Genomic DNA, 24,853 nt, shown 5'->3' with positions numbered 1-24,853 from the left:
CCGGGCAGCGGCGACGGCTAACGTGTGCGTGGTGAATGCGGCGCGGGACCAACTGGTGTGGATCGACTGCGAGATGACCGGGCTGAACCTGGCGTCGGACAAGTTGATCGAGATCGCTGTCCTGGTGACCGATGCTGACCTCAATATTCTCGGCGAGGGCGTCGACGTGGTGATCCATACCGACGACGCGGCGTTGTCGTCGATGATCGACGTCGTCGCCGACATGCACGCCCGCTCGGGGCTGATCGACGAGGTGCGCGCCTCCACGGTTGACCTGGCCACGGCCGAGACGATGGTGCTCGACTACGTCCGCCAGCACGTCAAACAAGCCAAGACGGCGCCGCTGGCGGGCAACTCGATCGCCACCGACCGCGGGTTCATCGCGCGCGACATGCCCGCCCTGGACTCGTTTCTGCACTACCGGATGATCGACGTCAGCTCGATCAAAGAGCTGTGCCGACGCTGGTATCCCCGTATCTACTTCGGGCAGCCCGCTAAGGGGCTGGCGCACCGCGCGCTGGCCGACATCCATGAATCCATCCGCGAACTGCAGTTCTACCGGCGAACCGCATTCGTCGCGCCACCAGGCCCCGCTACCAGCGACATCGCGGCGGTGGCCGCCGAGTTGGGGGCCGCGACGGAGGCGCCAGAGGAAATCGATTCGGCCGTCGAGCACCCGAGCCGCTAGTATCGACGTCGCTGCCAGCTGGGCTGGCGGCGATGGTGGCTGTAGTTCAGCTGGTAGAGCACCAGGTTGTGATCCTGGGTGTCGCGGGTTCGAGTCCCGTCAGCCACCCCGAAACTGTCGCGCGGTTGCCTGCGTTGGGTTGCTTCACACCTATGGGAGGGCGACGACTGTTCCCAACGCGTGGCCAGGTGCCCCGACACCGAGCAGACCGTGGTACGCCGCGCCGTTGCCTTCGGTGTGACGATGGATTTCGTCGTCGAACCAGCAACCGAATGCCACCACCAGGGCCGCCAACACGAGCAATAGGGCCATCACGTTCAGACCGAGTGGGGTTGTGTGCGGTTGCTTGGTCGGAATCATCATCCATTCGCCTTCCGTTTGATGCTGCGTGTGGTGTCGTCCAATCCCCCTGCTCGGCGAAAGTTCGTCGAACATTGGCGCTGAGGCACCCCATGAAAACAATCAGGATGTCTCTTAATTTCGATACGTCGTCGTATCCAGTACTAAGGTAGCTGAAATCACGCAGGCTGTCTAGAACGACTCGCAGATTGGATACGTTTCGAAACGTGACCACCGCCGCAACCGATCCCGCAGACGCCGCACGGCCGTTGGTGGCCGTCGTCGGCGCAAACGTGCGTCGCATCCGCTCCGAGGTCCTGGGCGCGACGCATGACCAGCTGGCCAGGGAAGTCACGGCGCTGGGCTTTCCCTGGAGTTACTTGCGCGTCGCGGCTTTTGAGCGAGGCGAGGTAACCGGGTCTTTGGCGCTCTACCTCATTATTTGCGCAGCGCTCGACCGACTCGCGCAGCCCGACTCCCGCGTCACACTGGCCGATCTGGTCGTTGCCGAGACTCCGATCACGCTGGCCGAGGGCGTGATGATCGACGGCGATGGCGTGCGGCAGGCCTTGGCCGGGGTGCCACCGGCCAGCCTGTTCGCCGACGCCCCGGTCACTCCCCCGCGCTTCGCTCTCGCTGGACGCAGCGACGCGGAAGTCGTCACGGCTGCCGGCTATGCGCGGGCCGACGGACAGACCGCCGCCGCACTTGGGCTCGACCGCGATTCGATGATCACCGCGTGCGCGAGTCTGTGGGGTCAGTCGCTGACTGCCGAGCGCGATGCGCGTGCCGGGGCCGGAGCGTCACGGCGGCAGCTCGGGATCATCACATCCGAGTTGCGCGAGGAGCTATCCGCCTATCTCGAATTGCAGACGGGGGGCGAGCCGGATACCGCCGTACCGTAACTGACTGGGCATGCGGCCATCAGGTCTTGGCGTTCCCGGCGTGCCACTCGTCCCAGGGAATGTTCCAGTCGCCCAGTCCTTCGGTGCCCGGAAGCGTCGGGCCGACGGTGTGCAGGACTTCGACGATGTCGCCGCGCTTGGTGTGGTCGTAGAACCAGCGGGCGTTGCTGGGACTGACGTTGAGGCAGCCGTGGCTGGTGTTGCTGTGGCCCTGCGCGCCCACCGACCATGGCGCGGAATGGACGTAGACGCCGCTGTAGGACATCTGGGTGGCGAAGTCCACCTCGGTGCGATAGCCGTTGGGCGAGTTGACTGGAACGCCGTAGGTCGATGAGTCCATGATCATGTGCGCGAACCGCTCGCCGATGATGTAGACACCGTTCGCCGTTGGCGTGCTGTCTTTGCCCATCGAGATCGGCATCGTTTTGACGACATCGCCGTTGACCCGCACGGTCAGCATCTTGGTGGTGTCATCGGCGGTCGCGATGACCTCGTCGCCGATGGTGAAGTGCGTGCTCATGCTGTCCTCGCCGAACACGCCGTCGCCCAAGTCGACGCCGTAGGTGTTGACCGCCACGTCGACTGCGGTGCCGGATTTCCAGTATTCCTTTGGCCGCCAACGCACTTCGCGGTTGTTCAGCCAGTAGAACGCGCCCTGCACGGGCGGGTCCGTCGTCACCGCGATGGCCTTCTCGGCGGCGGCCCGGTTGGCGATGTTCTCGTCGAATCGGATGTGCACCGTCTGGCCGACGCCGACCACCTCGCCGTCACGCGGGACGGCGTAGGGCATCGTCAGGTTCTTCGGTGAATGGGTCTGGAAACTCAGTTGTCGTGTCGTCACACCGCCCAGACCGCGCGCTTTGGCCGTGATCGTGTAGCGCCGGTTGTAGCCAAGCGGCTCGGTGGTTTTCCAGTGCACGCCGTCCAGGCTCAGTTGACCGCCGATCGACCTGCCGTTCTCGTTGACCATGGTCACCGAAGCCAGCACGCCGTCGTCAGCGCTCACCGTCACCGGGTTATCCACCGCGACGCCGACGGCGCCGTCGGTCACCGAGGCGGTCAGCTTGGGAACCAGCAGGTCACCAAAAGGCGTGCCCTTGTCGAAGATGACATTCGCCGGCGGCGTGTTGCCGCCGCTGCTGCAGGCAGCGACGCCGAACACCGCCAGCGGCACCATCAGCGCTGCCACCCAGCGCCGACGGCGACGCGCGCGCGTCATCGAATCATCTGACATCTGGCTTTGTCCCCTTGTAACCCACCGACCCAGTACTACTGCCCAGTAGTCTAAGTGCTGCATGCGCGACCGCAGTGCCTACTGTCGGCGATTTCACCCGACGGCGGCAAGTTGTTATTGTGGCGTGTCTAGAACGATCCAAGCGCCGTTAGCTCAGTTGGTAGAGCAGCTGACTCTTAATCAGCGGGTCCGGGGTTCGAAACCCTGACGGCGCACTTCTTCCGTGTCGATCGCGATATCAACAGCTATCCGTCGCAAGTCATCCGTCTCAATAGAGAGCTCCCAGGAATCCGGCATCAACCGGTACGCATAACCGCCCGCCCGGGTGGGTAGACGGCGGGTGGAACGGTCCAGCAGCACCGTGCCGAACGCGGACGGTGCAATTCGGAGATCCGCCTCAGCGCATTTCCCTCAGCTCGACCGTGCCTTCAAAGAACGAAGGGGCCGGGGTTGCCATCGGCCCGGCGGGAGGAGCTTCTGATGCCAGAGGTCGAACTTCACCACGAGGGACACCCGAAGTATCGCCGGATGGTCCGTTTCGACTGGTCGGAGACGCCGCTGCATTGGGTGCCCGACGACCCGTTCTCGACGCACATGATGAACGTCTTGCATCTGTTGCTCCCCGAGGGCGAGCGGCATTTCATCAAGGCGGTCTTGGAGGCATCGTCGCTGGTGGACGATCCGGAGTTGGAGGCGGCCATCAAACCGTTCATCCAGCAGGAGTCCTGGCATGCCTGGGCGCACCAAGTCGTGCTGGACCATTTAGCTGAACAAGGCATCGAAACCAAGCCGTATACCGATCGGCTGGGCAGGACGTTGTCGGTGATGTTAGGTGATCCGCCCAAGTTCTTCCCGCCGGTGCTGAAGCGATGGTGGCTGTACCGGCGCCTGGCCGACGTCGCGGCGCTGGAACATTTCACGGCGATGCTGGGCCAGTGGGTGCTAACGAACCGGGGTCTGGACTATGCGCGTACCGACCCCATGATGCTCGACTTGCTGCGCTGGCATGGCGCTGAAGAGGTGGAGCATCGCTCGCTGGTATTCGATGTCTACCAGCACGTCTGCGGGAACTATTGGATCAGGGCGTTCTCGATGTTGTTCACCGCGCCGCTATTCATCGGCTGGTGGATTGCGGGAGCTCGTTACCTGATGGCGCAGGACCCGACCATTGATCGCAAGTGGCGTTGGCGGGACTGGCTCTGGGCTGCCCGCGAATACCGGTTGCCGGGGCCATGGAAGCTCCTCGTAACGACGCCCGTGCGGTATATGCGGCCCAGCCATCATCCAAACGACGAGGCGTCCACCCAGATGGCGGTCGACTACCTGAACTACTCGCCGACGGCGAAAGCCGCGCGCGAGCGAGCTCGCTCGCAAGGAAAGTTAGAGGGACCCGACAGCTCGCGGGGCATCACCGGTTCCGAAGAGTCGGCGGAAAGGACCACGGTTCGATGAAGGTTTCGGTGGATCTCGACACCTGCGATGGCAACGGCGTTTGCATGAGCATCTGCCACGAGGTGTTCGACGTACAAGAAGACGGTCTCCATCTCCTCCAAGAGGAACCGCGCGCGGAGTTGCGCCAACAGTTGATTGGTGCCGAGGTGTCCTGCCCCACCCAAGCGATCACAGTGAAGGACTGACCCGATGCCCGATCGCCAGCTGCGGCAGGTTGTTGTTGTCGGCTCCGGCGTGGCGGGGACGCGAGCGGCGGAGACCCTCCGACAGGATGGCTACGACGGCGCCCTGACAATCGTGGGTGCCGAGCGCCACGCTCCCTACCATCGGCCGCCGCTCTCGAAGAAGCTACTCACCGGAAAGGTGCATAGGGCGGGCGTCGACCTTGCGCCTCAATTCGAACTGGAAGCCCGCGTGTTGAGAGGCGCGTCGGCGATCAAGTTGGACATGTCCGCCCGCACCGTCCACTTGCGCGACGAGAACCAAGACTTGTCGTTGGAATTCGACGGACTGGTGGTCGCCAGCGGCGCGCTCCCGCGCCAATGGCCGGGCGGTCCGGTTCCTGATGGGGTGTTGATGCTGCGCACGGTCGAGGACTGCCTGGCGATTCGGGAACGCTTGGATTCACGTACCCGGGTAGTCGTGGTCGGAGGCGGATTTATCGGTGCCGAGGTCGCCGCGAGTTGCCGATCGTTAGGGCTGGACGTGGTGCTCGTCGAAAAAGCCGCCGGCCCGTTGCTGGCCGCGCTGGGCAACGAGATGGCAGCTCGCTGGGCCCAACTGCACCGCCGACAGGGCGTGGACCTGCGGGTCGGCGTCGGCGTCGACGCAATCGTCGGTGACGGCAGAGTGGAGGCGGTTCGGCTCACCGATGGATCGCAGGTCCCGGCCGATCTGGTCATCATCGGCCTGGGCGTGGCTCCCGCCACCGACTGGCTCAGCGGCTCGGGATTGCGGGTGGACGACGGGGTGGTCTGCGATGCCACAGGCGCCGTCGAAGATGCCAAAGACGTCGTCGCTGCAGGTGACGTAGCGCGATGGTGGCATCCGCTATATGACCGCTACCTGCGTACGGAACACTGGGACGACGCGCGACGTCAGGGCGCAGCGGCGGCTCGCACGCTGTTGGCAGGACCCGACGGCGCCGAGACCTACGATGAGGTGCCCTATTTCTGGTCGGATCAGTATGACGTCAAGCTTCAGATGCTGGGCGTGACAACCGATTACGACGCATTCGAGATTGTTGAAGGCGATCCCGACGCATGGGAATTCGTCGCGGCATACGGTCGAGGCGGTCGCACCATCGCAGTGGTGGCAACGATTCCAGGACGGGCGCGGGCCTATCTCGATGCCATCCACACCCGTGCTGAATTTCCGCCGAGGCGGTCGGCTTAACAACTACGGGCGATATGGCGGACCGTCCGGTAGCGCTGCGGCTTCTGCTCCGGTCAGCGATCGCGGATTCTGCGGACCACCAGCACGACGGCCAGTGCCCCGATCCCGGCCAGCGAAACCGCGACCGCGGGCTTCTTGACGAAGGCGACCACTCCGGCTTTGACGTCGTCGGCGACGCGGCGGGGATTGGCCCGCTCGGCCAAGGAATCGACGGTTGAGGCCAGTTGGTCGCGGGCCTGGTCGATCTCCTGCTTGATGGTGTCGGGATCCCGGTCCGCCACGCTGTCCTCCCTGTCCGCCCGCACCACCGGCCTGGCCCGGGTGCTTGCGAACTACCCTAGAGCAGCCGGCGCCGACGTCGATGCACCGGTGAGAAGAAAGGGACCCGCGTTGACCGACACCGCACGCCTGCAGCCCGGTGACCAAGCACCCGCCTTCAGCCTCCCTGACGCCGATGGCAACACTGTGTCGCTGGCCGATTACAAGGGCCGTCGCGTCGTCGTCTACTTCTATCCGGCGGCGTCGACCCCCGGCTGCACCAAACAGGCCTGCGACTTCCGCGACAACCTGCGGGAGCTCAACAGCGCGGGACTCGACGTCGTCGGCATCTCCCCCGACAAGCCAGCCAAGCTGGCCAAGTTCCGCGACGCCGAGGGTTTGACGTTTCCGTTGTTGTCCGATCCCGACCGCGAGGCCTTGAGCGCCTGGGGCGCCTACGGCGAGAAGAAGATGTACGGCAAGACCGTCCAAGGTGTCATCCGCTCGACGTTCGTCGTCGACGAGAAGGGCAAGATCGCCGTCGCGCAGTACAACGTCAAGGCCACCGGCCACGTAGCCAAGCTGCGGCGCGACCTATCGCTGTAGATCGCCCAGTGCGGCCAGTAGCAGCGCTTCGGTGGTCGCGGCCCGCTCCAGCACCCCGAGGTGCAGGCTTTCGTTGACGCTGTGCGCCTGTGTGGCCGGGTCTTCGACGCCGGTGACCAGGATCGTCGTCTTCGGGAAGGCGGCGGCGAACTCGGCGATGAACGGGATCGAGCCGCCCATTCCCATCTCGACCGGTTCGGTGCCCCAGGCCTGGCGGAATGCCGCGCGGGCGGCGTCATAGACCGGCCCGTCCACATCGACGACATAAGGCTGGCCGACATCGCCGGGGGCGACGGTCACCTGGGCGCCCCACGGCGCATGCTGTTCCAGGTGAGTGCGCAACGCATCGAGATGCGCGGCGGCGTCACCGCCGGGGGCGACCCGCATGCTGACTTTGGCCCGAGCGCGCGGAATCAGGGTATTCGACGACGCCGCAACGGTTGTGGTGTCGATGCCGATTACCGTGATCGCCGGTTTAGCCCACAGCCGTTGTGGCACCGAACCGGATCCGATTTCGGTCACACCATCCAGCAACCCGGTTTCGGCGCGGACCCGCCCGGCGGGATAATCGATTGCGGTTGCGGTACTTTCGTGCAGTCCTGCCACGGCCACGTTTCCGTCGTCATCATGCAGGCTGGCCAACAGCCGCACCAGCACGCTCAGCGCGTCGGGAACCACACCGCCCCACAGCCCAGAGTGCAGCCCGTGGTCGAGGGTAGCGACTTCGACCACGCAGTCGGCCAGCCCGCGCAGCGACACCGTCAACGACGGGACGTCGGTGCTCCAGTTGTCCGAGTCGGCGATCACGATCACATCGGCGGCCAATACGTCGCGATGGTCGGCCAGCAGCCGCCCCAGCGACGGGGACCCCGACTCTTCCTCACCTTCGACCAACACCGTCACGCCCACCGGCGGGTTGCCGCCGTGCGCCCGAAATGCCGCCAAATGTGTTGCGATGCCTGCTTTGTCGTCGGCGCTGCCGCGCCCGTAAAGTCGGCCGTCGCGTTCGGTCGGCTCGAACGGCGGCGATACCCACTGGGCGGGATCACCCTCAGGCTGGACGTCGTGGTGCGCGTACAGCAGCACGGTGGGCGCTCCCGGCGGCGCCGGATGCCGGGCGATGACCGCCGGCGCACCGTCGGCGCTGACGATCTGCACATCGCCAATACCGGCCTGCGACAGCAAGTCCGCGACAGCTTGCGCGCTGCGGTGGACCTCGCCGCGCCGCGCCGGGTCGGCCCACACCGATTCGATGCGCATCAGGTTCTCCAGGTCACGGCGCACCGACGGCAGGACGGCGCGGACCTGTTCGACCAGTTCGCTCATGGTGCCGAGGTTAGTGGGTCGCCTTCCGGGGCGAGCGTGCGCGAACCCGGAATTCCGCTCGGCGTGCCGGCCGGGGACACGCACGCTCGCGCGAGGAGCGCCGGAAGGGTCAGGTCTCGAGGATCGCGACCGCGGCGGCGGTGTCGCCTTCGTGGGTCAGCGACACGTGGATCGTCACCTCGGCCAAATGTTTGGCGATGGCACCGGTCAGCCGCACTCGCGGTCGCCCCCACATGTCGGTGACCACCTCGATGTCGCGGTGGATACCTTCCGGCAGCACCGGCCGCTGGGAAAACCGCGAGCCCGACCACGCCTTGATCACCGCCTCTTTGGCGGCCCAGCGTGCGGCTAAGTGCCGCGCCGCCGAGGAGCTCTTGTCGGAGGCGTCGCGCCGCTCACCCGGTGTGAAGGTCTCGGCGAACACCGTCCCCGGCTGGTCGACCTGGTCGGCGAACTCCGGAATGGACACCACGTCGATCCCCACTCCGACGATGCTCATAGGCGCCGAGGCTATCGGATGTAGATGTCGTCATCGCCCAGGCGGGCCGCCGCGTCGAGCAGCATCGCGGCCTCCTGCCGCTTCTCAGACACCGCGTGGTCGAAGCGACGGTCGGCGGGCCGCTCATACATCGGCGGGCCACCGGCGATTGCCGAGGCCAGTCGGCGCTGGCCGGCCAATACCCGAGTATCAGCGCGCTGCTGATACTCCGCCCGCTGTTCGGGGCTCAACGTCGCCAGGAACGCCTGCGGGTGCACCAGCGCAATCACACCCGACACGTGCCCGAATCCGAGGCTGGTCACCAGCCCGGCCTTGAGCGGGAGCTTTTCGCCGAGCCGCAAGGTGTCTCGCACCCACACGAAGTGCGCGGCCCCGGCCAACTCGTCGTCGACGCAATCGAGGCTGCGGTTGGGCGGAATGACCCCATCGCGCAGGATCTGGCACAGCCCCATCATCTGGAAAACCGCCGCGCCGCCCTTGGCGTGTCCGGTCAGGCTCTTCTGCGACACGACAAACAGCGGTGCCCCGTCGGAACGTCCGAGCGAATCAGCAAGCCGCTCGTGCAGTTCCGTTTCGTTGGGGTCGTTGGCCAGTGTCGAGGTGTCGTGTTTGGAGATCACCGCGATGTCATCGGCGCCGACGCCCAGTTTGGCCAACGAACGGGCCAGCAGCGAATCCTTGCCGCCACGTCCGGCGCCCAGCGCACCGAGCCCTGGTGCCGGAATCGAGGTGTGCACCCCGTCGCCGAAGGATTGCGCGTAACCGACCACGGCCAGCACGGGCAGCCCCATCTTGACCGCGAGATCGCCACGCGCCAGCAGGATGGTGCCGCCGCCCTGGGCTTCCACGAAGCCCAGCCGGCGCCGGTCGTTCGGCCGGGAGAACTTCGCGTCGCTGATGCCCCGGCCGCGCATCATGCCGGTGTCGGCGGTGGCAGCCATGTCGCCGAACCCCATGATTGCTTCCAGCGTCAGATCGTCGAACCCGCCGGCGACGACCAATTCGGCTTTGCCCAGCCGGATCTTGTCGACACCCTCCTCAACCGACACCGCCGCGGTCGCGCACGCGCCGACGGGGTGAATCATCGAGCCGTAGCTGCCGACGTACGACTGGATCACATGGGCTGCAACGACATTCGGCAATACCTCCTGCAGAATGTCATTCGGCTTATTGCGGCCCAACAGATTACCGTGGTACATCGTCTGCATGGACGTCATGCCGCCCATCCCGGTGCCCTGAGTGCTGGCCACCAGCGTCGGATGCACGTAACGCATCAGCTCGGCCGGGCTGAACCCGGCAGACAGAAACGCGTCGACCGTGGCGACGATGTTCCACAACGCCACCCGGTCGATCGACGTCGCCATGTCGGGGCTGATGCCCCACACCGTCGGGTCGAAGCCGGTCGGGATCTGCGCTCCAACCGTCCGGGACAACTTGGTCTTGCGTGGCACCCGAATTTCGGTGCCCGCCTTGCGGATGACCTGCCAGTCGGTGGAGTCGGGCACCGGCCGGATGACGGTGTGTTCGGGATCGAACTGGACGAACGCGCGGGCGTCGGCCTCGCTGGACACGACGAACGCGAAGTCCTTGTCCAAGAACACACTCACCAACAGCGGTGAGGCGTGGTCAGGGTCGATCGCGCCGTCGTCAACGAACTCGCGGATCCCGACGCGTTCCACCACGGTGTCGTGGTAGCGCTCGACGAGTTCGGCTTCGTCGACGAGATCACCGGATTCGGTGTCATACCAACCCGGTTGCGGGTCGTCTTCCCACCGGATCAGTCCGGTGGTCCAGGCCAATTCCAGGACTCCGGCCGCCGACAGTTCGTTCTCGACCTCCATCTCGAACCGGGTCCGCGATGAACCGTACGGGCCGAGCTCGGCGCCACCGACGACCACCACCAGGTCGGCCGGGTCGACGTCGAGATCGTCCCATTCCGGGGGCGGCGCGGGGCGGTAGCCGCGGGGTGGTGATGGCAGCGCGGCGATGGCGCCCTCGGGCGTGGTGTCGTCGGCCGTGGCGTCGGTAACCGTCTCTTCGCGCGCTTTGGCGGCCAGTTCGGCCATGTCCAGTTCGACATCGCCCAGCCCGCCGGTCAGGTCCACTTTCATCGGCGACTGGGCGGCGGCGGCCTTGGCCTCGATGTCGCAGAGCCCCAGCAGCATGCCGGCCATCTCATCGGTGGAATACGTTGTCACGCCGGCCTCTTCGACGGCGCTGACGATGGCGTCGTTGTGGCCCATCAAACCGGTGCCGCGGGTCCAGCCGATCAGCGCATGCGCCAAGCTGACTCGCTGCGCCCACGACGATTCGGCGTGCCAGCGGGTCACCACGGCGTCCAGCGCGGACTTCGCTTCGCCGTACGCGCCGTCGCCACCGAACATGCCGCGGTTCGGCGAGCCGGGCAGCACCACGTGCAGCCGTGAGGCGATGTCCCGGTCGGCGCCGATGCCCGACAGGCCACCGATGAGCCGCTGCACGGCCCACAGCAGCACCTTCATCTCCATCTCGGCGCGCGACCCGGCCTCGGACAGGTCGCCCGCGACGCGGGGTGCCGCGAACGGGAACAGCAGCGTCGGAGTTTGCGCGTCCTTGATGTGAATCGACTGCGGCCCAAGGCTCTCGGTTTGCTCGGCGCCGATCCAGTCGACCAGTGCGTCGATATCGGAGTAGGACGCCATGTTGGCGGCCACCACCCACAGGGCAGCGCCGTAGCGGGCGTGGTCGCGATACAGCTGGCGATAGAAAGCCAGCCGTTTGTCGTCCAGCCGCGAGGTGGTCGCGATGACAGTAGCGCCGCCGCCGAGCAACCGTCCGGCCACCGATGCGGCGATCGAGCCCTTCGAGGCGCCAGTGACCACGGCGACCTCGTCGCTGTAGCGACCCTTATCGGGATTCTCCGCGCCGCCGGCGATCCGCCCGTACAGCGTGGCGTGCAGCTGACGTCCGGCGGCCAGCGACTTGCCCTGCCACCAGGTCGCCTGCGTCGCCACGACATGCCCGGCACCCTCGAACCGCTCGGAAAGCCGGGCCCAGTCGCCATCGATTTCGTCCTCGTCGGCCAGCCACAGCTTGACCAAATCCTCACGTGCGCTGGCCCAGCGGTCGTCGAAGACGACGGCTTTCTTGGCGTCGAATACCGGCGCCACCAACCGCGGCCAGTCGGAACCCAGTTCGGCGGTGACCAGATCGATGAGTTCGGCGTCGGTAGCGGCCGCGGGCGCGCTGACCGGGTCGTCGAGGCCCAACTGACCGAGCACGAGACGGGCCGCCGACGCCAGCACGCCGTCGCGGCCAGTGATCTGGTCGGTGAATTCGCTCAGCGCAGCCGCGTCGACTGTCGCGCCACCGCCGGCTCCGGAGGATGGCAGCGCCACCGCAACTCCTTGCCGTGCAGCCACCGCAGCGACCGCGGCATCGATGACCTTGTCGACCGACGCGGCGTCAGCCAACGCGCCCTCATGCAGGTTGCCCAGCGCGCCGCCACGGACACTGGTCCCCTCGCGGGTGCCCAGCGCGACTTCCACTGTGACGTGCTTGACCCAGCCGTCGCCGAGTTCCCAGGTCTTCTTCACCCGCTCGCCGATCGCAGCCGGCCGCTTACCCGACGGGCCGAACGCCGAGCGCAGCTGGTCGTTGATCGCGTCGGAAAGCACTGGGCCGTAAGGCTTGTAGGTGCGGGCCAGCTTCGTAACCTGTGATCGCAGCCCGGCCAGGTCGGCGTCGGCGGCGCCGTCGATAGCGCCCAGGTTCAGCTCCGAACCCAGGTCGACCAGCAGCTGGTTACGTCGTGAGGACGCGCCGTCGGTGATCGACTCGATGGAGTCGAGTGCTTCGATCTGATCCATGCGCATCTTGGCTGACAGCGCGATCAGCGTCAGTGTGGCGTCCGCGGCGTCGAACGAGATGTCGTCGGGCCGCGGGCCACTTGACGTCGCGGACGCCGGCGCGGCGGGAACGGGCGTCGCCTCTGCGGTCGCCGGTGCGGCCACGTCGGAATCCGCAACCGCCTCGTCCGCTTCTTCCGGCTCGGGGTCGGTGTCGGTGGCGAACAGCACCGGAGCGTCGCGCTCGGCATTGAGCACTTCCACTGTGCTGTGGGCATATTCGGGCAGCTTGAGGGTATTGGTGGCCAATCCGGCGACGGTCGGTGAGGACTTCACCCCGATTTCGACGAACCGCTCCACGCCCAAACCGCCGGCCGCCTCTTCGGTGAACAGCAGGTCCTGCGTCTCGATCCAGCGCACCGGGCTGGCGAACTGCCAGGCCAGCAACTCGATGAAGATCGTGCGCATCATCTCGCTGGGCCGCTCGGACCGCCAGGCGTCGTAGTCGGCGAGGATCTCGTCTAGCGGTTCGGCGGGCACCAGATCCCGGATCTCCTGGATGAAATCGCGGTCCAGGGTAAACGGCCGCGGCACCAGGTTGGGAATGTAACGCCCGACGATCAGGTCGGGATCCTTATCACGCGGCAGTAGCCGCTCCAACGAGCGGCGGAATTCGCTCACACCAACTCGCAACACACGCGAGTGGAACGGCACGTCGATACCCGGCACCAGAATGAACGAGCGCTTACCGCCGGTGATCTCGCGGCGCCGCTCCACTTCGGCTTCCAGCGCTTCGAGGCCACGCACGGTGCCGGCGATCGCGTACTGCGAGCCGCGCAGGTTGAAGTTGACGATCTCCAGAAATTCGCCTGTGCGTTCCGCGATCTCGGCGACGAATCCTGGCACGTCGGCGTCGGGCAGATCGATCTGCGACGGGCGGATGGCGGCCAGCCGGTAGTTGGAGCGGCCCAACTCGTCACGCGGCACGATGTCGTGCATCTTCGAGCCGCGGTGGAACACGGCCTCCAGCAGCGCGTCGAGTTCGAACACGCCACTGACGCAGGCCAGCGCGGTGTACTCCCCGACCGAGTGGCCGCACGCGATGGCGTCTTCGACAAATGCGCCCTGCTCGCGCATCTCGGCAACCTGTGCGGCCGCCACCGTCGCCATCGCCACCTGAGTGAACTGGGTCAGGAACAGCACGCCGTCGGGGTGTTGATAGTGCACGGCGTTGGCGATGATGCTGGTCGGATTGTCGCGGACCAGGTGCAGCACCGAGAAGCCCAGGGTGTCACGGGTGAACCTGTCGGCCTCGTCCCACACCTTGCGGGCGGCTTTGGATCGGGCCCGGACGTCCATGCCCATGCCCTTGTGCTGAATACCCTGGCCGGGGAACGCATAGACGGTCTTGGGCGAGGCCAGCCGGGCCGTCGCCGACATCACCAGATCCGAACCGATCCGCGCGGCGACCTCCAAAACCTCTGCACCCTGGTCGATCCCGACCCGGTCGACCCGGAAGTCCACCTCGTCACCCGGGCGCACCATGCCCAGGAAGCGCGCGGTCCAGCCGATCAGCCGGGCCGGTGGCCGGGCTTGGCCGTCGGTAGCGGTCACCGCGTGCTGCGCCGCGGCCGAGAGCCATATGCCATGCACGATCGGCGATTCCAGGCCGGCCAGCAGCGCGGCGGCCCGGTCGGTGTGGATTGGGTTGTGATCGCCGGAGACCACCGCGAATGGCCGCATGTCGACCGGTGAACTCAGCGTGACGTCGCGGCGACGGCGCCGCGGGGTGTCGGTGGCGTTGTCGGAAACCGCGCCACCGGCCCGCTGCGGGTCGGTCAGCTCGACCGCTCCGGTGCGGCCGCGGATCGCGAACCGCTCCTCGAGTTTCGCCAGCACCGTGCCGTCTGAACTCGCGACAGTCACGGAGACCGGAACCACCCGACCGACCTCGGTGTCGGTGGCCGCTGAAGCCGTTGCAGTAACGGTTAATTCGGCCGGAACGGTGGGCAGCTGCCCGACCAAATGCGCGGCATGATCCAAATGCACCAAACTCAGCAGACCCTCCACCACCGGCACCCCGGTGTCGGTGACGGCCGAGCCGATGGTGGAAAACACCGCGGGCCAGCAACTGCCGACCAGTGCGTCGGGCACGGTGGTCAACCCGGGCGCCAGCGGCTCGCCGAAGGTGGCGGTGACGCCGGTGTGGTCGGCCACTCGCTCGGGGTCCCAGCCCACGGTGACGGTGGCCGTCCCGTCGTGCACCGGCGGCAGTGCGTCCGGCCCGTCGGCCCCCGCGGCGATGGCCAGCACCGACCGCATCGCGCTCGCCGCATCGTCGGTGTCGACCACCGGGGTGCCGCCGTCGACGGTAGCGGCCGGCAAGGTGAACCGGATGTCGATCCAGGTGCCCGATAACGGCACGCTCAGCACAACCTGATCACCGTCGGTGTGCAGCCGCGCTCCGGTGGATGAATGCGTGGCAGTGCGGTTTTCGTGCACCTGCCACTCGCCCGGATCGGCGATGCGGTGTACGGGGTTGGTGGCAGCGCGGCCTGCCCACAGCACGTCGGGGGCGTCGAGGACAACAGCCAGCGGCCCACTCACATCGGCGCGGCCCTGGCGGCGCGCGGTCACGGACTCCGGTTGCCCGTTGGCCGAGAGCAGCTCGTCGATGGCGGCCTGCTCGAAGCGGTCCAGCAACTCGCCGACCGGCTCGTCGAAACGGGTGATGCCGGCCACTGCGGCGGTGCCCGGGATGATGCAGACCTGGTCGGCGTCGTAGCGGGCATCGTGCGCCTGCCACAGCGAATCGCTGCGCCACCAGCGCCGTACGTCCTTGTCGATCACCGGTACGAAGTTGACCGGCTTGCCCAGCGTCTTGCACAACGTGACGAAGAACGACACGTCGGCCGGGTGCAGCTGGACGGTCTCGGCATCGGGGTAACTCGAAAGAAGAACGGCGATGGCCTCGTTGGGGTTTTCCAGGAGCCGCTCGTCGTTGAACAAAGTCTCGATTGGGCCGTAGTCCTGCGTGTGGAGGCGGGCCTCGGCTCGCTGCAGAATCTGTTGAAAACGGTCACGCCAAGTGTCGGCCAGCCACGGACTGCCCGGCGAGGCGGTGTCGGCAGTCGAATCGCCCTCGCCGATCGCCAATTCGACATAGCGCTGCAGCCACTGCAGATACGTCATCTCGGCGACGTCACCGAAGTACGGCTTGGCGGTGTTGGCCATCGCGGCGATGAGCTCGTGGCGGCGGGCGGCCACCGCTTCGGCGTCTCCGGCGACCTCGTCGAGCAGTCGGCCGCACCGCGAGGCGGTGTTGTCGATCTCGTGAATGTCCGCGCCGAGCTGGCTACGGCTGGAAGCCATGCCGCCCTGTGCTTTTCCGGCGCTGATCCACTGGTCGGTGCCCTGCGTTTCAACCAGCATCCGCTTGACCGACGGCGAAGTGGTCGACTCCTTGGTCGCCATCGCAGCAGTACCGACCAGGATGCCGTCGACCGGCATCAGCGGGAAGCCGTAGGACTCGGCCCAGTGTCCGGTCAGGTATTCGGCTGCCCGCTCGGGGGTGCCGATGCCGCCGCCCACACAGACGGTGATGTTGGGCCGCGATCGCAGTTCGGAGTATGTGGTCAGCAGCAGGTCGTCGAGGTCTTCCCAGGAGTGGTGACCGCCGGCGCGGCCGCCCTCGATGTGCATGATCACCGGCTTGGTCGACACCTCGGTGGCGATGCGGATCACGGAGCGGATCTGCTCGACGGTGCCCGGCTTGAAAACCACGTGAGTAATCCCGATGTCGTTGAGCTCGTCGATCAGTTCGACGGCTTCTTCCAGTTCGGGAATGCCGGCGCTGACGACCAGTCCGTCGATCGGCGCGCCGGACTGACGAGCCTTCTGTACCAACCGCTTTCCGCCGACCTGCAGCTTCCACAGATACGGGTCGAGGAACAGCGCGTTGAACTGGAACGTGCGGCCCGGCTCTAAGAGGCCGGTGAGCTCCTCGATGCGGTCGTCGAAGATCGGTTCGGTGACCTGGCCACCGCCGGCCAGCTCGGCCCAGTGCCCAGCGTTGGCGGCAGCAGCGACGATCTTGGCGTCGACGGTGGTCGGTGTCATGCCCGCCAGCAGGATCGGCGAGCGGCCGGTCAGCCGGGTGAACTTTGTTGAGAGCTTGACCCGCCCGTCGGGCAGGCTGACCACCGAAGGCGCGTAGCTCGACCAGGCCTTCGCCACCTCGGGGACGGCGCCGACGGTGAACAGGTTGCGCTGTCCCCCGCGGGTGGCCGCGGGCACAATCCCGATACCCAGACCGCGGATGACCGGTGCGGTCAAGCGGGTCAAGATGTCGCCGGGCCCCAAGTCGAGAATCCAGCGAGCCCCGGCGTCGTGGATCGAGGCGACCTCCTCCACCCAGTCGACCGGCTTCACCAACACGGACTCGGCCATGGCGCGGGCCAAGTCGACATTCAGGCCTACCTTTTCGGCCCAGTCGGCGACGATGTCGATGCCATCAGCCAGCCGCGGCGTGTGGAAACCCACCTCGACCTGCACCGGCTCGAAGACGGGCGCGAAGACGTCGCCGCCGCGAATCTTGTTCTTGCGGTCGGCTTCCTCTTTCTCCGAGATCTGCTTGCAGTACAGCTCGAATCGTGACAGCTGCTCGGGCGTTCCGGTGATGACGACGGCGCGCCGGCCGTTGCGGATGGACAGCACCGGTGGCAGCACGGTCCGGACGTCTCGGGTGAACTCTTCGAGCAACTGCTGGATGCGCTCGGGGTCGGCGTTGGACACCGACACCATCGGCGAGCGGTCCCCCAACGCCGAGATACCACGCCGGCGAGCCACCAACGTGCCGGCCGCACCGATCAACTGCGCCAGAGCCAGCACTTCGATATCACGTGCACCCGCGGTCTTCAACGCCTCAACCGCCAGCACGCCTTGCGAGTGGCCGGCCAGCGCCACCGGCGGGTTGCCGGACAGGTCCAGGCCTTGGCGCGCCAGCGTGCGTACCGCGGCAATCTGGCTGAGCAGCACGCCGGGCAGCGAGACTGCCGCCGAGGTCAGATGTTTGGCGGAAGGAATCGGATCTTCGGCGGCCAGCTCGCGGACCCAACGCAGCGGTTCGAAGCCGATCGGACGCACCACCACCAGCTCATCGGCGACTGGTTCGAGTAGCAGGTGCGCTTCGCCGACCAGCGTCGTCAACTCCGACTCGATACCAGCCGAGGACACCAGCTCTTCGAGGCTCTCCAGCCAGGCGCTGCCCTGGCCGCCGAACGCGACGGCAAAGGGCTCGCCGGCGGTCAAACGATCGACGAGAGCATGGGCGCCCTGCGTGGCCTGCGCGGTCATCTTGTCGCGGTCGGCGGACACCCGGTCATGCTCGTGGATCGTCACGTTGCCAATCTCCCTGTAATGCTCGTATCGCTGCGGTGTCAGAGCGGCGCTGCCCTGGGTGTCGTTGAGTCCCCGTCGGATCCCCGGCCCTACTCGACTGACTCGCCCATCGCCGGGGCGCCGAAATCGAGCGTCGGCTGCAATAAGAGTGTCATAAGAACCGGTGTGTTTTCCTGTGCCGATCGGTTACTAGCGAGTTCTACGCGCGGGTAATGGTTACGTGGGTAACACGCCGTCGAACCGCGCCCGGAAGCGTCCGGACCAAACCTGCTGCGTGCAGGTGGTTACGGTTGAGTAGGCACAACAGCGCAGATCACGGCAGTATTGTTATTGAATCGTTATGCGCAAAATCTGACCTGCGGCGTTGGCGTGTGACTGCGTCTGTTGTCTCGCCGCCCGGCGATCGACAGAAGTCGAAAGCGCGCCGGAAGTTTGCTGGAACTTACCCGCGAGTCAGCTTTGCCCACAATGTCGCGACGCCGGCGACCAGGCTCAGTTCCACTGCCCGAATTGCGGCTTGACGATGTTGTTGATGTCCACCCCGACGCCACCGACGCTGCGCTTGTCGATCTCGACCTGGTGCAGGCTGGCGGCCGGATGGGTGAAACCTTTCGGCGAGCCCCAGTTGTGCTGCCAGAAATACGAGCCCAGGCCGTCCTGCAGCGCCCAGTCGATCGTTTTGGAGTTGGCGTAGACGCCGGTGCGCTGGTGGCCGAGCACGGATTCCCAGCCGCGCAGATACGGTGCGACCTGCTGTTTGTACTGCTCATAGGACGGGTCATCGTCGATTGAGGCGTAGATCGGAGCGCCCACCGGCCCCCCCGCGGCGGTGTGCAACTGCCATCCACGCTTGGCATGAGCGACGCCGGCGTTTTGGCCACCCAGCCAGTCGGCGGTGTCCTGCTTGCCGTACTGGTAGCACGACACGATCTTGAGACCGCCCTGATAGAGGTCACGTGCCTCGGGCAGCTGAATCGGCTTGCCCAGCATCCAGGCGCCTCCGGGCCGGCGATCCGAGACGTAGCGGATGGACCCGGCCGCACCCGCGGCCTTGATGTCGCTGGCCGGGATGACCCCGGCCGCATAGTCGAGCAGGATGCCCAGCGGACTCGCAGAAGCCAACGCAGCGCACAGTGCGGAGCCGGCGGCTCCCAAACCGAGCAGAGCCGGCGTCGCGGCCGCGTGTTTGAGCACGTCGCGCCGAGATATTGACACGAGTCACAGAGTACGACAAATGCATCATTTACCACACTGACGCCACGAGTCACATCTGTAACTAGGTGTCGGCTGGTCAGCCCGGGTGCCACAGGCGTGGGTTTAACCGGCCCGCGACGGGTATACAACAGCGGTTGCGGGGGCGGCGCGCGCTTAGGAACCTTTTCTGGACGGCTTCGGAACTGTTCCTGGGGGTCGAAGTCACGAGGCGTGCACCAACGGCCGATACCAGCGCATGGTGCTGTCCCCGACCTGCAGGCAGCGGACGGAGAGCACGCCTACTGATGAAAATCTGCCCGTGGCGTTAACGAATGGCGCAACGGCTGCTGGATTCCGGATCATCCGGCTGATTGGCACCGGCGGAATGGGTGAGGTCTATTTGGCCGAGCACCCGAGGTTGCCGCGCCGGGAAGCACTCAAGATTCTGGCGCCAGACGTATCGGCTGACCCCGAGTTCCGCGAGCGGTTCAACCGAGAGTCCGACATGGTGGCGACTTTGTGGCACCCGCACATTGTCGGCCTGCATGACCGGGGTGAGTCCGACGGCCGGTTATGGATTTCGATGGACTATGTCGACGGCGCCGATACCGCTCGACTGTTGCGCGACAGCTATCCGACCGGGATGCCGCCTCGCGAGGTGGTCGAGATCATGTACGCGATCGGCGAGGCTCTCGACTATGCCCACAGTCACGGGCTGTGCCACCGGGACGTCAAACCCGGCAACATTCTGCTGAGCCGGCCCAAATTCGGGAAACGACGAATACTGCTAGCGGATTTCGGTGTCGCACGGCGCCTCGACGACATCAGCGGTTTGACGCAGACGGACACCACTGTCGGCACTGTCAGCTACGCGGCACCCGAGCAGCTGATGGGCCATCCGGTGGATGGGCGGGCCGACCAATATGCGTTGGCCGCGACAGCGTTTCACCTGTTGACCGGGTCGCCACCGTTCCAAAGCAGCAACCCGGCCGTGGTGATCGGGAAGCACCTCAACGAGCCACCGCCGCGGTTGGGCGAGATCAGGCCGGAGCTGGCCAGCTTCGACGCCGCCCTTTTCCGCGCGCTCGCCAAGAACCCTGCCGTCAGATTTTCGCGTTGTCAGGACTTCGCCAACGCGCTCTATCCCGTCTATGTCGCTTCATCTGCTCCCACAGAAGCGCACACTGCTGCGGCCACCAAACAGGCGCGCGCCGCACCCACCCCTGTCACTGCACGACAGCCTGCCGCCGGGGCCGTCCCTGCGCGGGCGACCCGACATCTATCGCGTCCGGGCGATACGGTTTGGCTTGACTCTTGGCGCCCAACGCAGGAGATGCCGGCCCCCTGGCAGCGGCGGCAGCTGCGTCGACGTCACCCAGTCCGAAGAACAGTCGTCCTCACCTTGGTCATCGTCACGCTGGCGGTGACCGCAACCGTCATCTTCATGACATGGCTCATCCCCGGCGAGCAACAGCCCCCGTCATCGGTGACACCCGCCCCTGCTTCCACCGCTACGCCCACGCCACTGCCATCACACGAGCCGGGACTACAGCTCAAGTAGGTGGGCGGACTGTCGCAAGGTGTGTACTAAGAGCATGGACCGCGACCAGCTCATCGACCTGACCCGACGCGCGGTGAAGGTGGCGCGGGACAAGACCACCGACCTTGCACCGGCCGTACATACCGTCGACGCGCTCGACTACACCTCGAGCGACCGTCACGAGCGCGATGTGGCGATGCTGCTGGCCAGCCCGCAGCTGGTCGGTTATGTCTCCGAGTTGCCGTCTCCGGGCTCCTACTGCACCAAGACCGTGATGGGGCGCTCGATCCTGCTGACGCGGATCTCCGATGGAACGGTCAAGGCGTTCAACAATGTTTGCCTACATCGGCAGTCGCAGGTGGCGAGTGGCTGCGGCAGCGCGAACCGGTTCACCTGTCCCTACCACGCATGGACCTACGACAACGCCGGGCGGCTGGTGGCGGTGCCCGGTCGCGAAGGCTTTCCTACCGTGGATGTGAAGTCGGACGGGCTCACGGAGTTGGCGGCCACCGAGTTCGCCGGATTCCTGTGGGTGTCACTCGAACCCGGCGCGACGCTGGATGTCGCCGGACATCTGGGTTCGCTGGCCGAGGAACTCGACTCGTGGGGCATCGGACGGTGGTCTCCGTTGGGCGAGAAGATGCTCGACTCCCCGATCAACTGGAAGCTGGCCGTCGACACCTTCTCGGAGAACTACCATTTCGCCACCGTGCACCGACAGACGTTCGCCACCATCGCACGCAGCAACTGCACGGTGTTCGATGCGTTCGGCCCGCACCACCGGTTGATTTTTCCGCTCAACTCGATCCTCGATCTGGAGAACGTTCCCGAAGACCAGTGGGACCCGTTCCAGAACATGGTGGTGATCTATGCGCTGTTTCCCAACATCGTGTTGTCGGTGACGGTCGCCAACGGCGAGCTGTTTCGCATCTACCCGGGTGACAAGCCGGGCAGATCGATTACTGTCCACCAGAACTCGACACCGCTGGACCTCGCCGACGAATCCGTCGCCGCGGGCGCGCAAGCTGTTTTCGACTACGCGCACGCCACGGTGCGGGACGAGGATTACCGGCTTGTGGAAGGCTTGCAAGCCAACCTCGAGTCCGGTGTGCGCGATCAGTTGTTGTTCGGCCGCAACGAGCCCGGCCTGCAACATCGTCACCTCAGCTGGGCGGGGGCGCTCGCCTCGTTCTAGGCGTGTACGTCGGCCAGTTCCCAGTCTCGGTAGAGCGCCAGCGAGCGCTCGTAGAAGCCGAAGCCGGTCACCGACTCTCCGTGGAAGGTGCCGTGATAACGGTATGGCCCTTCCATGTATTCGATCGGCAGGGCATGCGCCGGAGCGGCCACCAGCGGCTCGCCCACCAGATCCAGTTGCAGCGTGGCGCAGCTGAGACGGTGGCGATCAGGCATGAACCGGTCGGCGGCCAGCGGCGGTATCAGTGGGCGAACTGAATCCGGCCAGCGCACATAACTCTCGACGACGACCTCGACATCCTCGGCGCACTGCGGCTGATCTTGTGGAGAGCTGACAGTCACGCCCGAGAACGGTTGCAGGGCATTGTTGTTGGTGCGGTCGAACTGTCGCCAGATGCTCAAATCCACACCGTTGTCCAGGTTGATCGTGCGCCATTCGTGTGAGCGGGCGCGTGGATCTCCGCCGGTTCCGCCGCCGCCCGCGTAGCGGGGAAACCACTGTCGATCGACGTGACCGGCGCTGCCACTGACCTGTTCGCGGGTGTCGCCCCAGCGCAGGCTTCCGGTCATTGCCATCCGGGTCTGGAAATACGAATAGGTGTCGTGCTGGCCGAAACACGCGATGCGGCCGTTGTATGCTGACGCGCCCAGCGGCACCGGCGGTCGGGTGGGTGTGACGGTCAAGTCCAGCGCCATCGGCTGACCCGCTTGGTCGGTGCCGACCAAATTCAGTCGATAGGTGTAGGGCAGCAGTTTGCCGTCGTCGTCGCGGCGGCTCGTCCACTCTGCGGTGCCGGCGCTGCTTCGGTATTGGATGTCGAGATACCCGGCGGCGGCCGATAACTTGGGGGGCGCATCCGTGTTCACGCTGGCCGGCGGCATGTCGTAGTCGGTATAGGTGCCGTATGTGCCTGCGTCACAGTCGAATAGCGCCAAGGTATAGAAGTCGGCGACCACTGTCCCACCGGGGCGGTTCTTGTTGAAGATGGTCAGAAACGCAAATGATCGTCCAGTTGCCCCGGTCAATTCTCCGGCGATGAACCAGGTATCCGACTCGTGATCAGTATGCTGCCCTTCGGCGGCGGGGAATTCCAGCATGCTGTCGTCGGGCACCAACTGGAATGGGTAGCCACGCCAGTCGGATTTCACGGCTGCCTCACTCGGTTCTTGCGGCGACCCGCTGCGGGAGTCGTTTTTTTGCTATGTTAGCAGCAATAGCAGATTTGACCTCCCCGAGGTGGTGCCCGATGACGGAACACCGTTCGTATGACGAGCTTTTCATCGGTGGGCGGTGGCGCAAACCCGCGACCGGAGAGCGGCTGACGGTCATCTCGCCGCATTCCGAAGAACCGGTCGGCCAGGCTCCGTGCGCCGGCCCAGAGGATGTCGACGCGGCGGTCACCTCGGCGAGGCAGGCCTTCGACCATGGGCCCTGGCCGCGGCTGGACCCGGGCGAGCGGATGGCCAAAGTCGAGCAACTCGCCGCGATCTATGCCGGCCACATCGACGAAATGGCCGATCTGATCACCGCCGAGATGGGTTCGCCGCGCAGCTTTAGCCGGTTGGGCCAGGCGGCCGGGGCGGCGTCGATGATGCACCTCGCGCTGGCGGCCGCGCGCGACTTTCCCTGGGCCGAGCGCCGCCAAGGTGTGCTCGGCGAAGTACACCTGCGTCGGGCGCCGGTCGGGGTGGTGGGCGCGATCGTGCCGTGGAATGTGCCGCAGTTCTTGATCATGCCCAAACTGATCCCCGCCCTGATCGCGGGCTGCACCGTCGTCGTCAAACCGGCACCGGAAACCCCGTTGGACGCACTGTGGTTGGCCGAGATGCTCGAGCAGGTCGAGCTGCCCGAGGGGGTGGTGTCGGTGATCACCGGCGGCCGTGACATCGGCGAGGCGCTGGTTCGCCATCCCGGCGTGGACAAGATCGCGTTCACCGGGTCCAGTGCCGTCGGCCGTCGCATTGCCGCCATCTGCGGCGAGCAACTCAAACGCGTCAGCCTGGAGCTGGGCGGCAAGTCCGCGGCGATCATTCTCGACGACGCCGACATCGGCAAGACGGTCGCCGGCCTGAAAACCGCCGGCCTGATGAACAACGGGCAGGCCTGCGTGGCGCAGACCCGCATCCTGGTGAGCGAGCGGCGCCGCGACGACGTCGTCGACGCGCTGGCCGAAATGATGTCGGGTCTGCAGGTCGGCGATCCGGCCGACGAGGCGACCGATGTCGGACCGCTGGTGGCCCAACGCCAACAACAGCGCGTGCAAGACTACATCCGCTCGGGGATCGAAGAGGGCGCCCGCACGGTGCTCGGCGGCAAGGACAGCCCAAGCGATCGCGGCTGGTATGTGCAGCCAACGCTGTTCGCCGACGCCACCAACGACATGCGCATCGCGCGGGAAGAGATCTTCGGTCCGGTGCTGACGGTGCTGACCTACCGCGACGAGAACGACGCGCTGCGTATCGCCAACGACAGCGACTACGGACTGGCCGGATCGGTGTGGACCGCCGACGTGGCCCACGGCCTGGAGATCGCCGCAGGTGTGCGCACCGGCACCTATGGCATCAACATGTACACGCTCGACATCGGCGCTCCGTTTGGCGGTTTCAAGCAATCGGGCATCGGACGCGAGTTCGGACCCGAGGGACTGGCCGAGTATGTGGAGCTGCAGACGGTGGTCAGCAAAGGGGCCATGCCGCCGCTGTCCGCGTCTTAGTCCATCGGTTGCCACGCGGGGTCACGGCCGAGCCGAGCAAGAAGTCTCGACTGCGCATCGGCCTGATCGTTGACATCAACTGGTGCATTGAACATCCCTGATGCGGTCAAAGCCTCGGGATCATCCGGCAGTTCCGCGTAGAAGCGCTCGCACCAGCGAAGGTCGAGCCGGTCATCGGCTCCTACGGCACGAGCGAGGTCCCAGGTGTGCACCAAAACATCACGGGTCAGGTTCGGCACCAGCGCGCGTGCATCCAACCGCGTCGCCTGGTTGCTGCCCACC

General features: G+C 66.0%; 18 protein-coding genes and 2 tRNA genes. 11 read left to right on the top strand and 9 right to left on the bottom strand.

Annotation, left to right across the window (positions count from 1 at the left end; genetic code table 11):
• Positions 1 to 31: 31 nt before the first annotated feature.
• A complete protein-coding gene (gene orn, locus AC5Y42_RS10045) occupies positions 32 to 688 on the top strand; it encodes an oligoribonuclease (RefSeq protein WP_499897795.1) in 657 nt (218 codons plus the stop codon).
• A 35-nt stretch (positions 689 to 723) separates the two neighbouring features.
• Positions 724 to 796, top strand: a tRNA-His gene (locus tag AC5Y42_RS10040).
• A 42-nt stretch (positions 797 to 838) separates the two neighbouring features.
• Here the strand turns inward: AC5Y42_RS10040 and AC5Y42_RS10035 are convergent.
• Positions 839 to 1,051: a hypothetical protein gene (locus AC5Y42_RS10035; protein WP_499897794.1), complete on the bottom strand. Its 213-nt coding sequence runs from the start codon at positions 1,049 to 1,051 to the stop codon at positions 839 to 841.
• Positions 1,052 to 1,254: 203 nt separating this feature from the next.
• Between AC5Y42_RS10035 and AC5Y42_RS10030 the strand changes: the two genes are divergently transcribed.
• The gene (locus tag AC5Y42_RS10030) at positions 1,255 to 1,932 is read left to right on the top strand and encodes a hypothetical protein (RefSeq protein ID WP_499897793.1); all 678 of its coding nucleotides are present in this window, start codon (positions 1,255 to 1,257) and stop codon (positions 1,930 to 1,932) included.
• 19 nt (positions 1,933 to 1,951) lie between these two features.
• Here AC5Y42_RS10030 and AC5Y42_RS10025 read toward each other — a convergent pair whose 3' ends face one another.
• Positions 1,952 to 3,166 (bottom strand): L,D-transpeptidase, encoded by a 1,215-nt coding sequence (locus AC5Y42_RS10025; protein ID WP_499897792.1) that lies wholly within the window; start codon positions 3,164 to 3,166, stop codon positions 1,952 to 1,954.
• A gap of 142 nt (positions 3,167 to 3,308) precedes the next feature.
• Here AC5Y42_RS10025 and AC5Y42_RS10020 point away from each other — a divergent pair.
• The 4 genes from AC5Y42_RS10020 to AC5Y42_RS10005 all read left to right on the top strand — a co-directional run bounded on the left by AC5Y42_RS10020 (position 3,309) and on the right by AC5Y42_RS10005 (position 6,013).
• Positions 3,309 to 3,381: transfer RNA gene (locus AC5Y42_RS10020), tRNA-Lys, on the top strand.
• A gap of 265 nt (positions 3,382 to 3,646) precedes the next feature.
• On the top strand, positions 3,647 to 4,618 hold the full coding sequence (locus AC5Y42_RS10015; RefSeq protein WP_499897790.1) for a metal-dependent hydrolase: 972 nt from the start codon (positions 3,647 to 3,649) through the stop codon (positions 4,616 to 4,618).
• Positions 4,615 to 4,803 carry a ferredoxin gene (locus tag AC5Y42_RS10010; protein WP_499884435.1) on the top strand — a complete coding sequence of 63 codons (189 nt, stop codon included), beginning with the start codon at positions 4,615 to 4,617 and terminating at the stop codon, positions 4,801 to 4,803. The genes AC5Y42_RS10015 and AC5Y42_RS10010 overlap by 4 nt, the downstream gene beginning before the upstream one ends.
• 4 nt (positions 4,804 to 4,807) lie before the next feature.
• On the top strand, positions 4,808 to 6,013 hold the full coding sequence (locus AC5Y42_RS10005; RefSeq protein WP_499897788.1) for an NAD(P)/FAD-dependent oxidoreductase: 1,206 nt from the start codon (positions 4,808 to 4,810) through the stop codon (positions 6,011 to 6,013).
• Between the two features lie 53 nt (positions 6,014 to 6,066).
• On the opposite strand, the gene AC5Y42_RS10000 is transcribed toward AC5Y42_RS10005, so the two are convergent.
• Complete coding sequence (locus tag AC5Y42_RS10000) at positions 6,067 to 6,294, bottom strand: DUF3618 domain-containing protein (protein ID WP_499897787.1); 228 nt, start codon at positions 6,292 to 6,294, stop codon at positions 6,067 to 6,069.
• A 109-nt stretch (positions 6,295 to 6,403) separates the two neighbouring features.
• Here AC5Y42_RS10000 and bcp point away from each other — a divergent pair, with 109 nt between their 5' ends.
• Positions 6,404 to 6,877: a thioredoxin-dependent thiol peroxidase gene (gene bcp / locus AC5Y42_RS09995; RefSeq protein WP_499897786.1), complete on the top strand. Its 474-nt coding sequence runs from the start codon at positions 6,404 to 6,406 to the stop codon at positions 6,875 to 6,877.
• Here the strand turns inward: bcp and AC5Y42_RS09990 are convergent.
• From AC5Y42_RS09990 to AC5Y42_RS09975, 4 genes are all read right to left on the bottom strand, one after another.
• The gene (locus AC5Y42_RS09990) at positions 6,866 to 8,203 is read right to left on the bottom strand and encodes a dipeptidase (protein WP_499897784.1); all 1,338 of its coding nucleotides are present in this window, start codon (positions 8,201 to 8,203) and stop codon (positions 6,866 to 6,868) included. The two genes, bcp and AC5Y42_RS09990, sit on opposite strands and share 12 nt — an antisense overlap.
• A gap of 109 nt (positions 8,204 to 8,312) precedes the next feature.
• On the bottom strand, positions 8,313 to 8,702 hold the full coding sequence (gene acpS / locus AC5Y42_RS09985) for a holo-ACP synthase AcpS (RefSeq protein ID WP_065013130.1): 390 nt from the start codon (positions 8,700 to 8,702) through the stop codon (positions 8,313 to 8,315).
• 11 nt (positions 8,703 to 8,713) lie between these two features.
• Positions 8,714 to 17,929 (bottom strand): fatty acid synthase subunit beta domain-containing protein, encoded by a 9,216-nt coding sequence (locus AC5Y42_RS09980; RefSeq protein WP_499897782.1) that lies wholly within the window; start codon positions 17,927 to 17,929, stop codon positions 8,714 to 8,716.
• A 492-nt stretch (positions 17,930 to 18,421) separates the two neighbouring features.
• The gene (locus AC5Y42_RS09975; RefSeq protein ID WP_499897779.1) at positions 18,422 to 19,144 is read right to left on the bottom strand and encodes a glycoside hydrolase domain-containing protein; all 723 of its coding nucleotides are present in this window, start codon (positions 19,142 to 19,144) and stop codon (positions 18,422 to 18,424) included.
• 298 nt (positions 19,145 to 19,442) lie between these two features.
• Here AC5Y42_RS09975 and AC5Y42_RS09970 point away from each other — a divergent pair, with 298 nt between their 5' ends.
• Both AC5Y42_RS09970 and AC5Y42_RS09965 read left to right on the top strand, forming a co-directional pair.
• Positions 19,443 to 20,684, top strand: a complete 1,242-nt coding sequence (locus AC5Y42_RS09970) for a serine/threonine-protein kinase (RefSeq protein ID WP_499897776.1) — start codon at positions 19,443 to 19,445, stop codon at positions 20,682 to 20,684.
• A gap of 34 nt (positions 20,685 to 20,718) precedes the next feature.
• Positions 20,719 to 21,858, top strand: coding sequence for an aromatic ring-hydroxylating oxygenase subunit alpha (locus tag AC5Y42_RS09965; protein WP_499897774.1), 1,140 nt, complete (start codon positions 20,719 to 20,721; stop codon positions 21,856 to 21,858).
• Here the strand turns inward: AC5Y42_RS09965 and AC5Y42_RS09960 are convergent.
• Positions 21,855 to 23,006 carry a lipocalin-like domain-containing protein gene (locus tag AC5Y42_RS09960; protein ID WP_499897772.1) on the bottom strand — a complete coding sequence of 384 codons (1,152 nt, stop codon included), beginning with the start codon at positions 23,004 to 23,006 and terminating at the stop codon, positions 21,855 to 21,857. The two genes, AC5Y42_RS09965 and AC5Y42_RS09960, sit on opposite strands and share 4 nt — an antisense overlap.
• Before the next feature lie 98 nt (positions 23,007 to 23,104).
• On the opposite strand from AC5Y42_RS09960, the gene AC5Y42_RS09955 reads away from it, so the two are divergent.
• A complete protein-coding gene (locus tag AC5Y42_RS09955) occupies positions 23,105 to 24,571 on the top strand; it encodes an aldehyde dehydrogenase (protein WP_499897771.1) in 1,467 nt (488 codons plus the stop codon).
• Here the strand turns inward: AC5Y42_RS09955 and AC5Y42_RS09950 are convergent.
• Entirely contained in the window at positions 24,568 to 24,852 is a 285-nt protein-coding gene (locus AC5Y42_RS09950) for a DinB family protein (RefSeq protein WP_499897769.1), read from the bottom strand. The two genes, AC5Y42_RS09955 and AC5Y42_RS09950, sit on opposite strands and share 4 nt — an antisense overlap.
• Position 24,853 lies beyond the last annotated feature (1 nt).

It is taken from the genome of Mycobacterium sp. NGS48 (assembly GCF_059812585.1).
Note: the sequence above shows the minus strand (reverse complement) of the source record. Positions and strands in the feature narration are given on the sequence as shown.

What these genes read in the sequence shown, in the direction of transcription:
- AC5Y42_RS10025 (WP_499897792.1), bottom strand. Translation starts at nt 3,166, where the DNA reads ATGTCAGATGATTCGATGACGCGCGCGCGTCGCCGTCGGCGCTGGGTG.
- AC5Y42_RS09955 (WP_499897771.1), top strand. Translation starts at nt 23,105, where the DNA reads ATGACGGAACACCGTTCGTATGACGAGCTTTTCATCGGTGGGCGGTGG.
- AC5Y42_RS09965 (WP_499897774.1), top strand. Translation starts at nt 20,719, where the DNA reads ATGGACCGCGACCAGCTCATCGACCTGACCCGACGCGCGGTGAAGGTG.
- AC5Y42_RS10005 (WP_499897788.1), top strand. Translation starts at nt 4,808, where the DNA reads ATGCCCGATCGCCAGCTGCGGCAGGTTGTTGTTGTCGGCTCCGGCGTG.
- AC5Y42_RS10035 (WP_499897794.1), bottom strand. Translation starts at nt 1,051, where the DNA reads ATGATGATTCCGACCAAGCAACCGCACACAACCCCACTCGGTCTGAAC.
- AC5Y42_RS10015 (WP_499897790.1), top strand. Translation starts at nt 3,647, where the DNA reads ATGCCAGAGGTCGAACTTCACCACGAGGGACACCCGAAGTATCGCCGG.
- AC5Y42_RS10010 (WP_499884435.1), top strand. Translation starts at nt 4,615, where the DNA reads ATGAAGGTTTCGGTGGATCTCGACACCTGCGATGGCAACGGCGTTTGC.
- AC5Y42_RS09990 (WP_499897784.1), bottom strand. Translation starts at nt 8,203, where the DNA reads ATGAGCGAACTGGTCGAACAGGTCCGCGCCGTCCTGCCGTCGGTGCGC.
- acpS (WP_065013130.1), bottom strand. Translation starts at nt 8,702, where the DNA reads ATGAGCATCGTCGGAGTGGGGATCGACGTGGTGTCCATTCCGGAGTTC.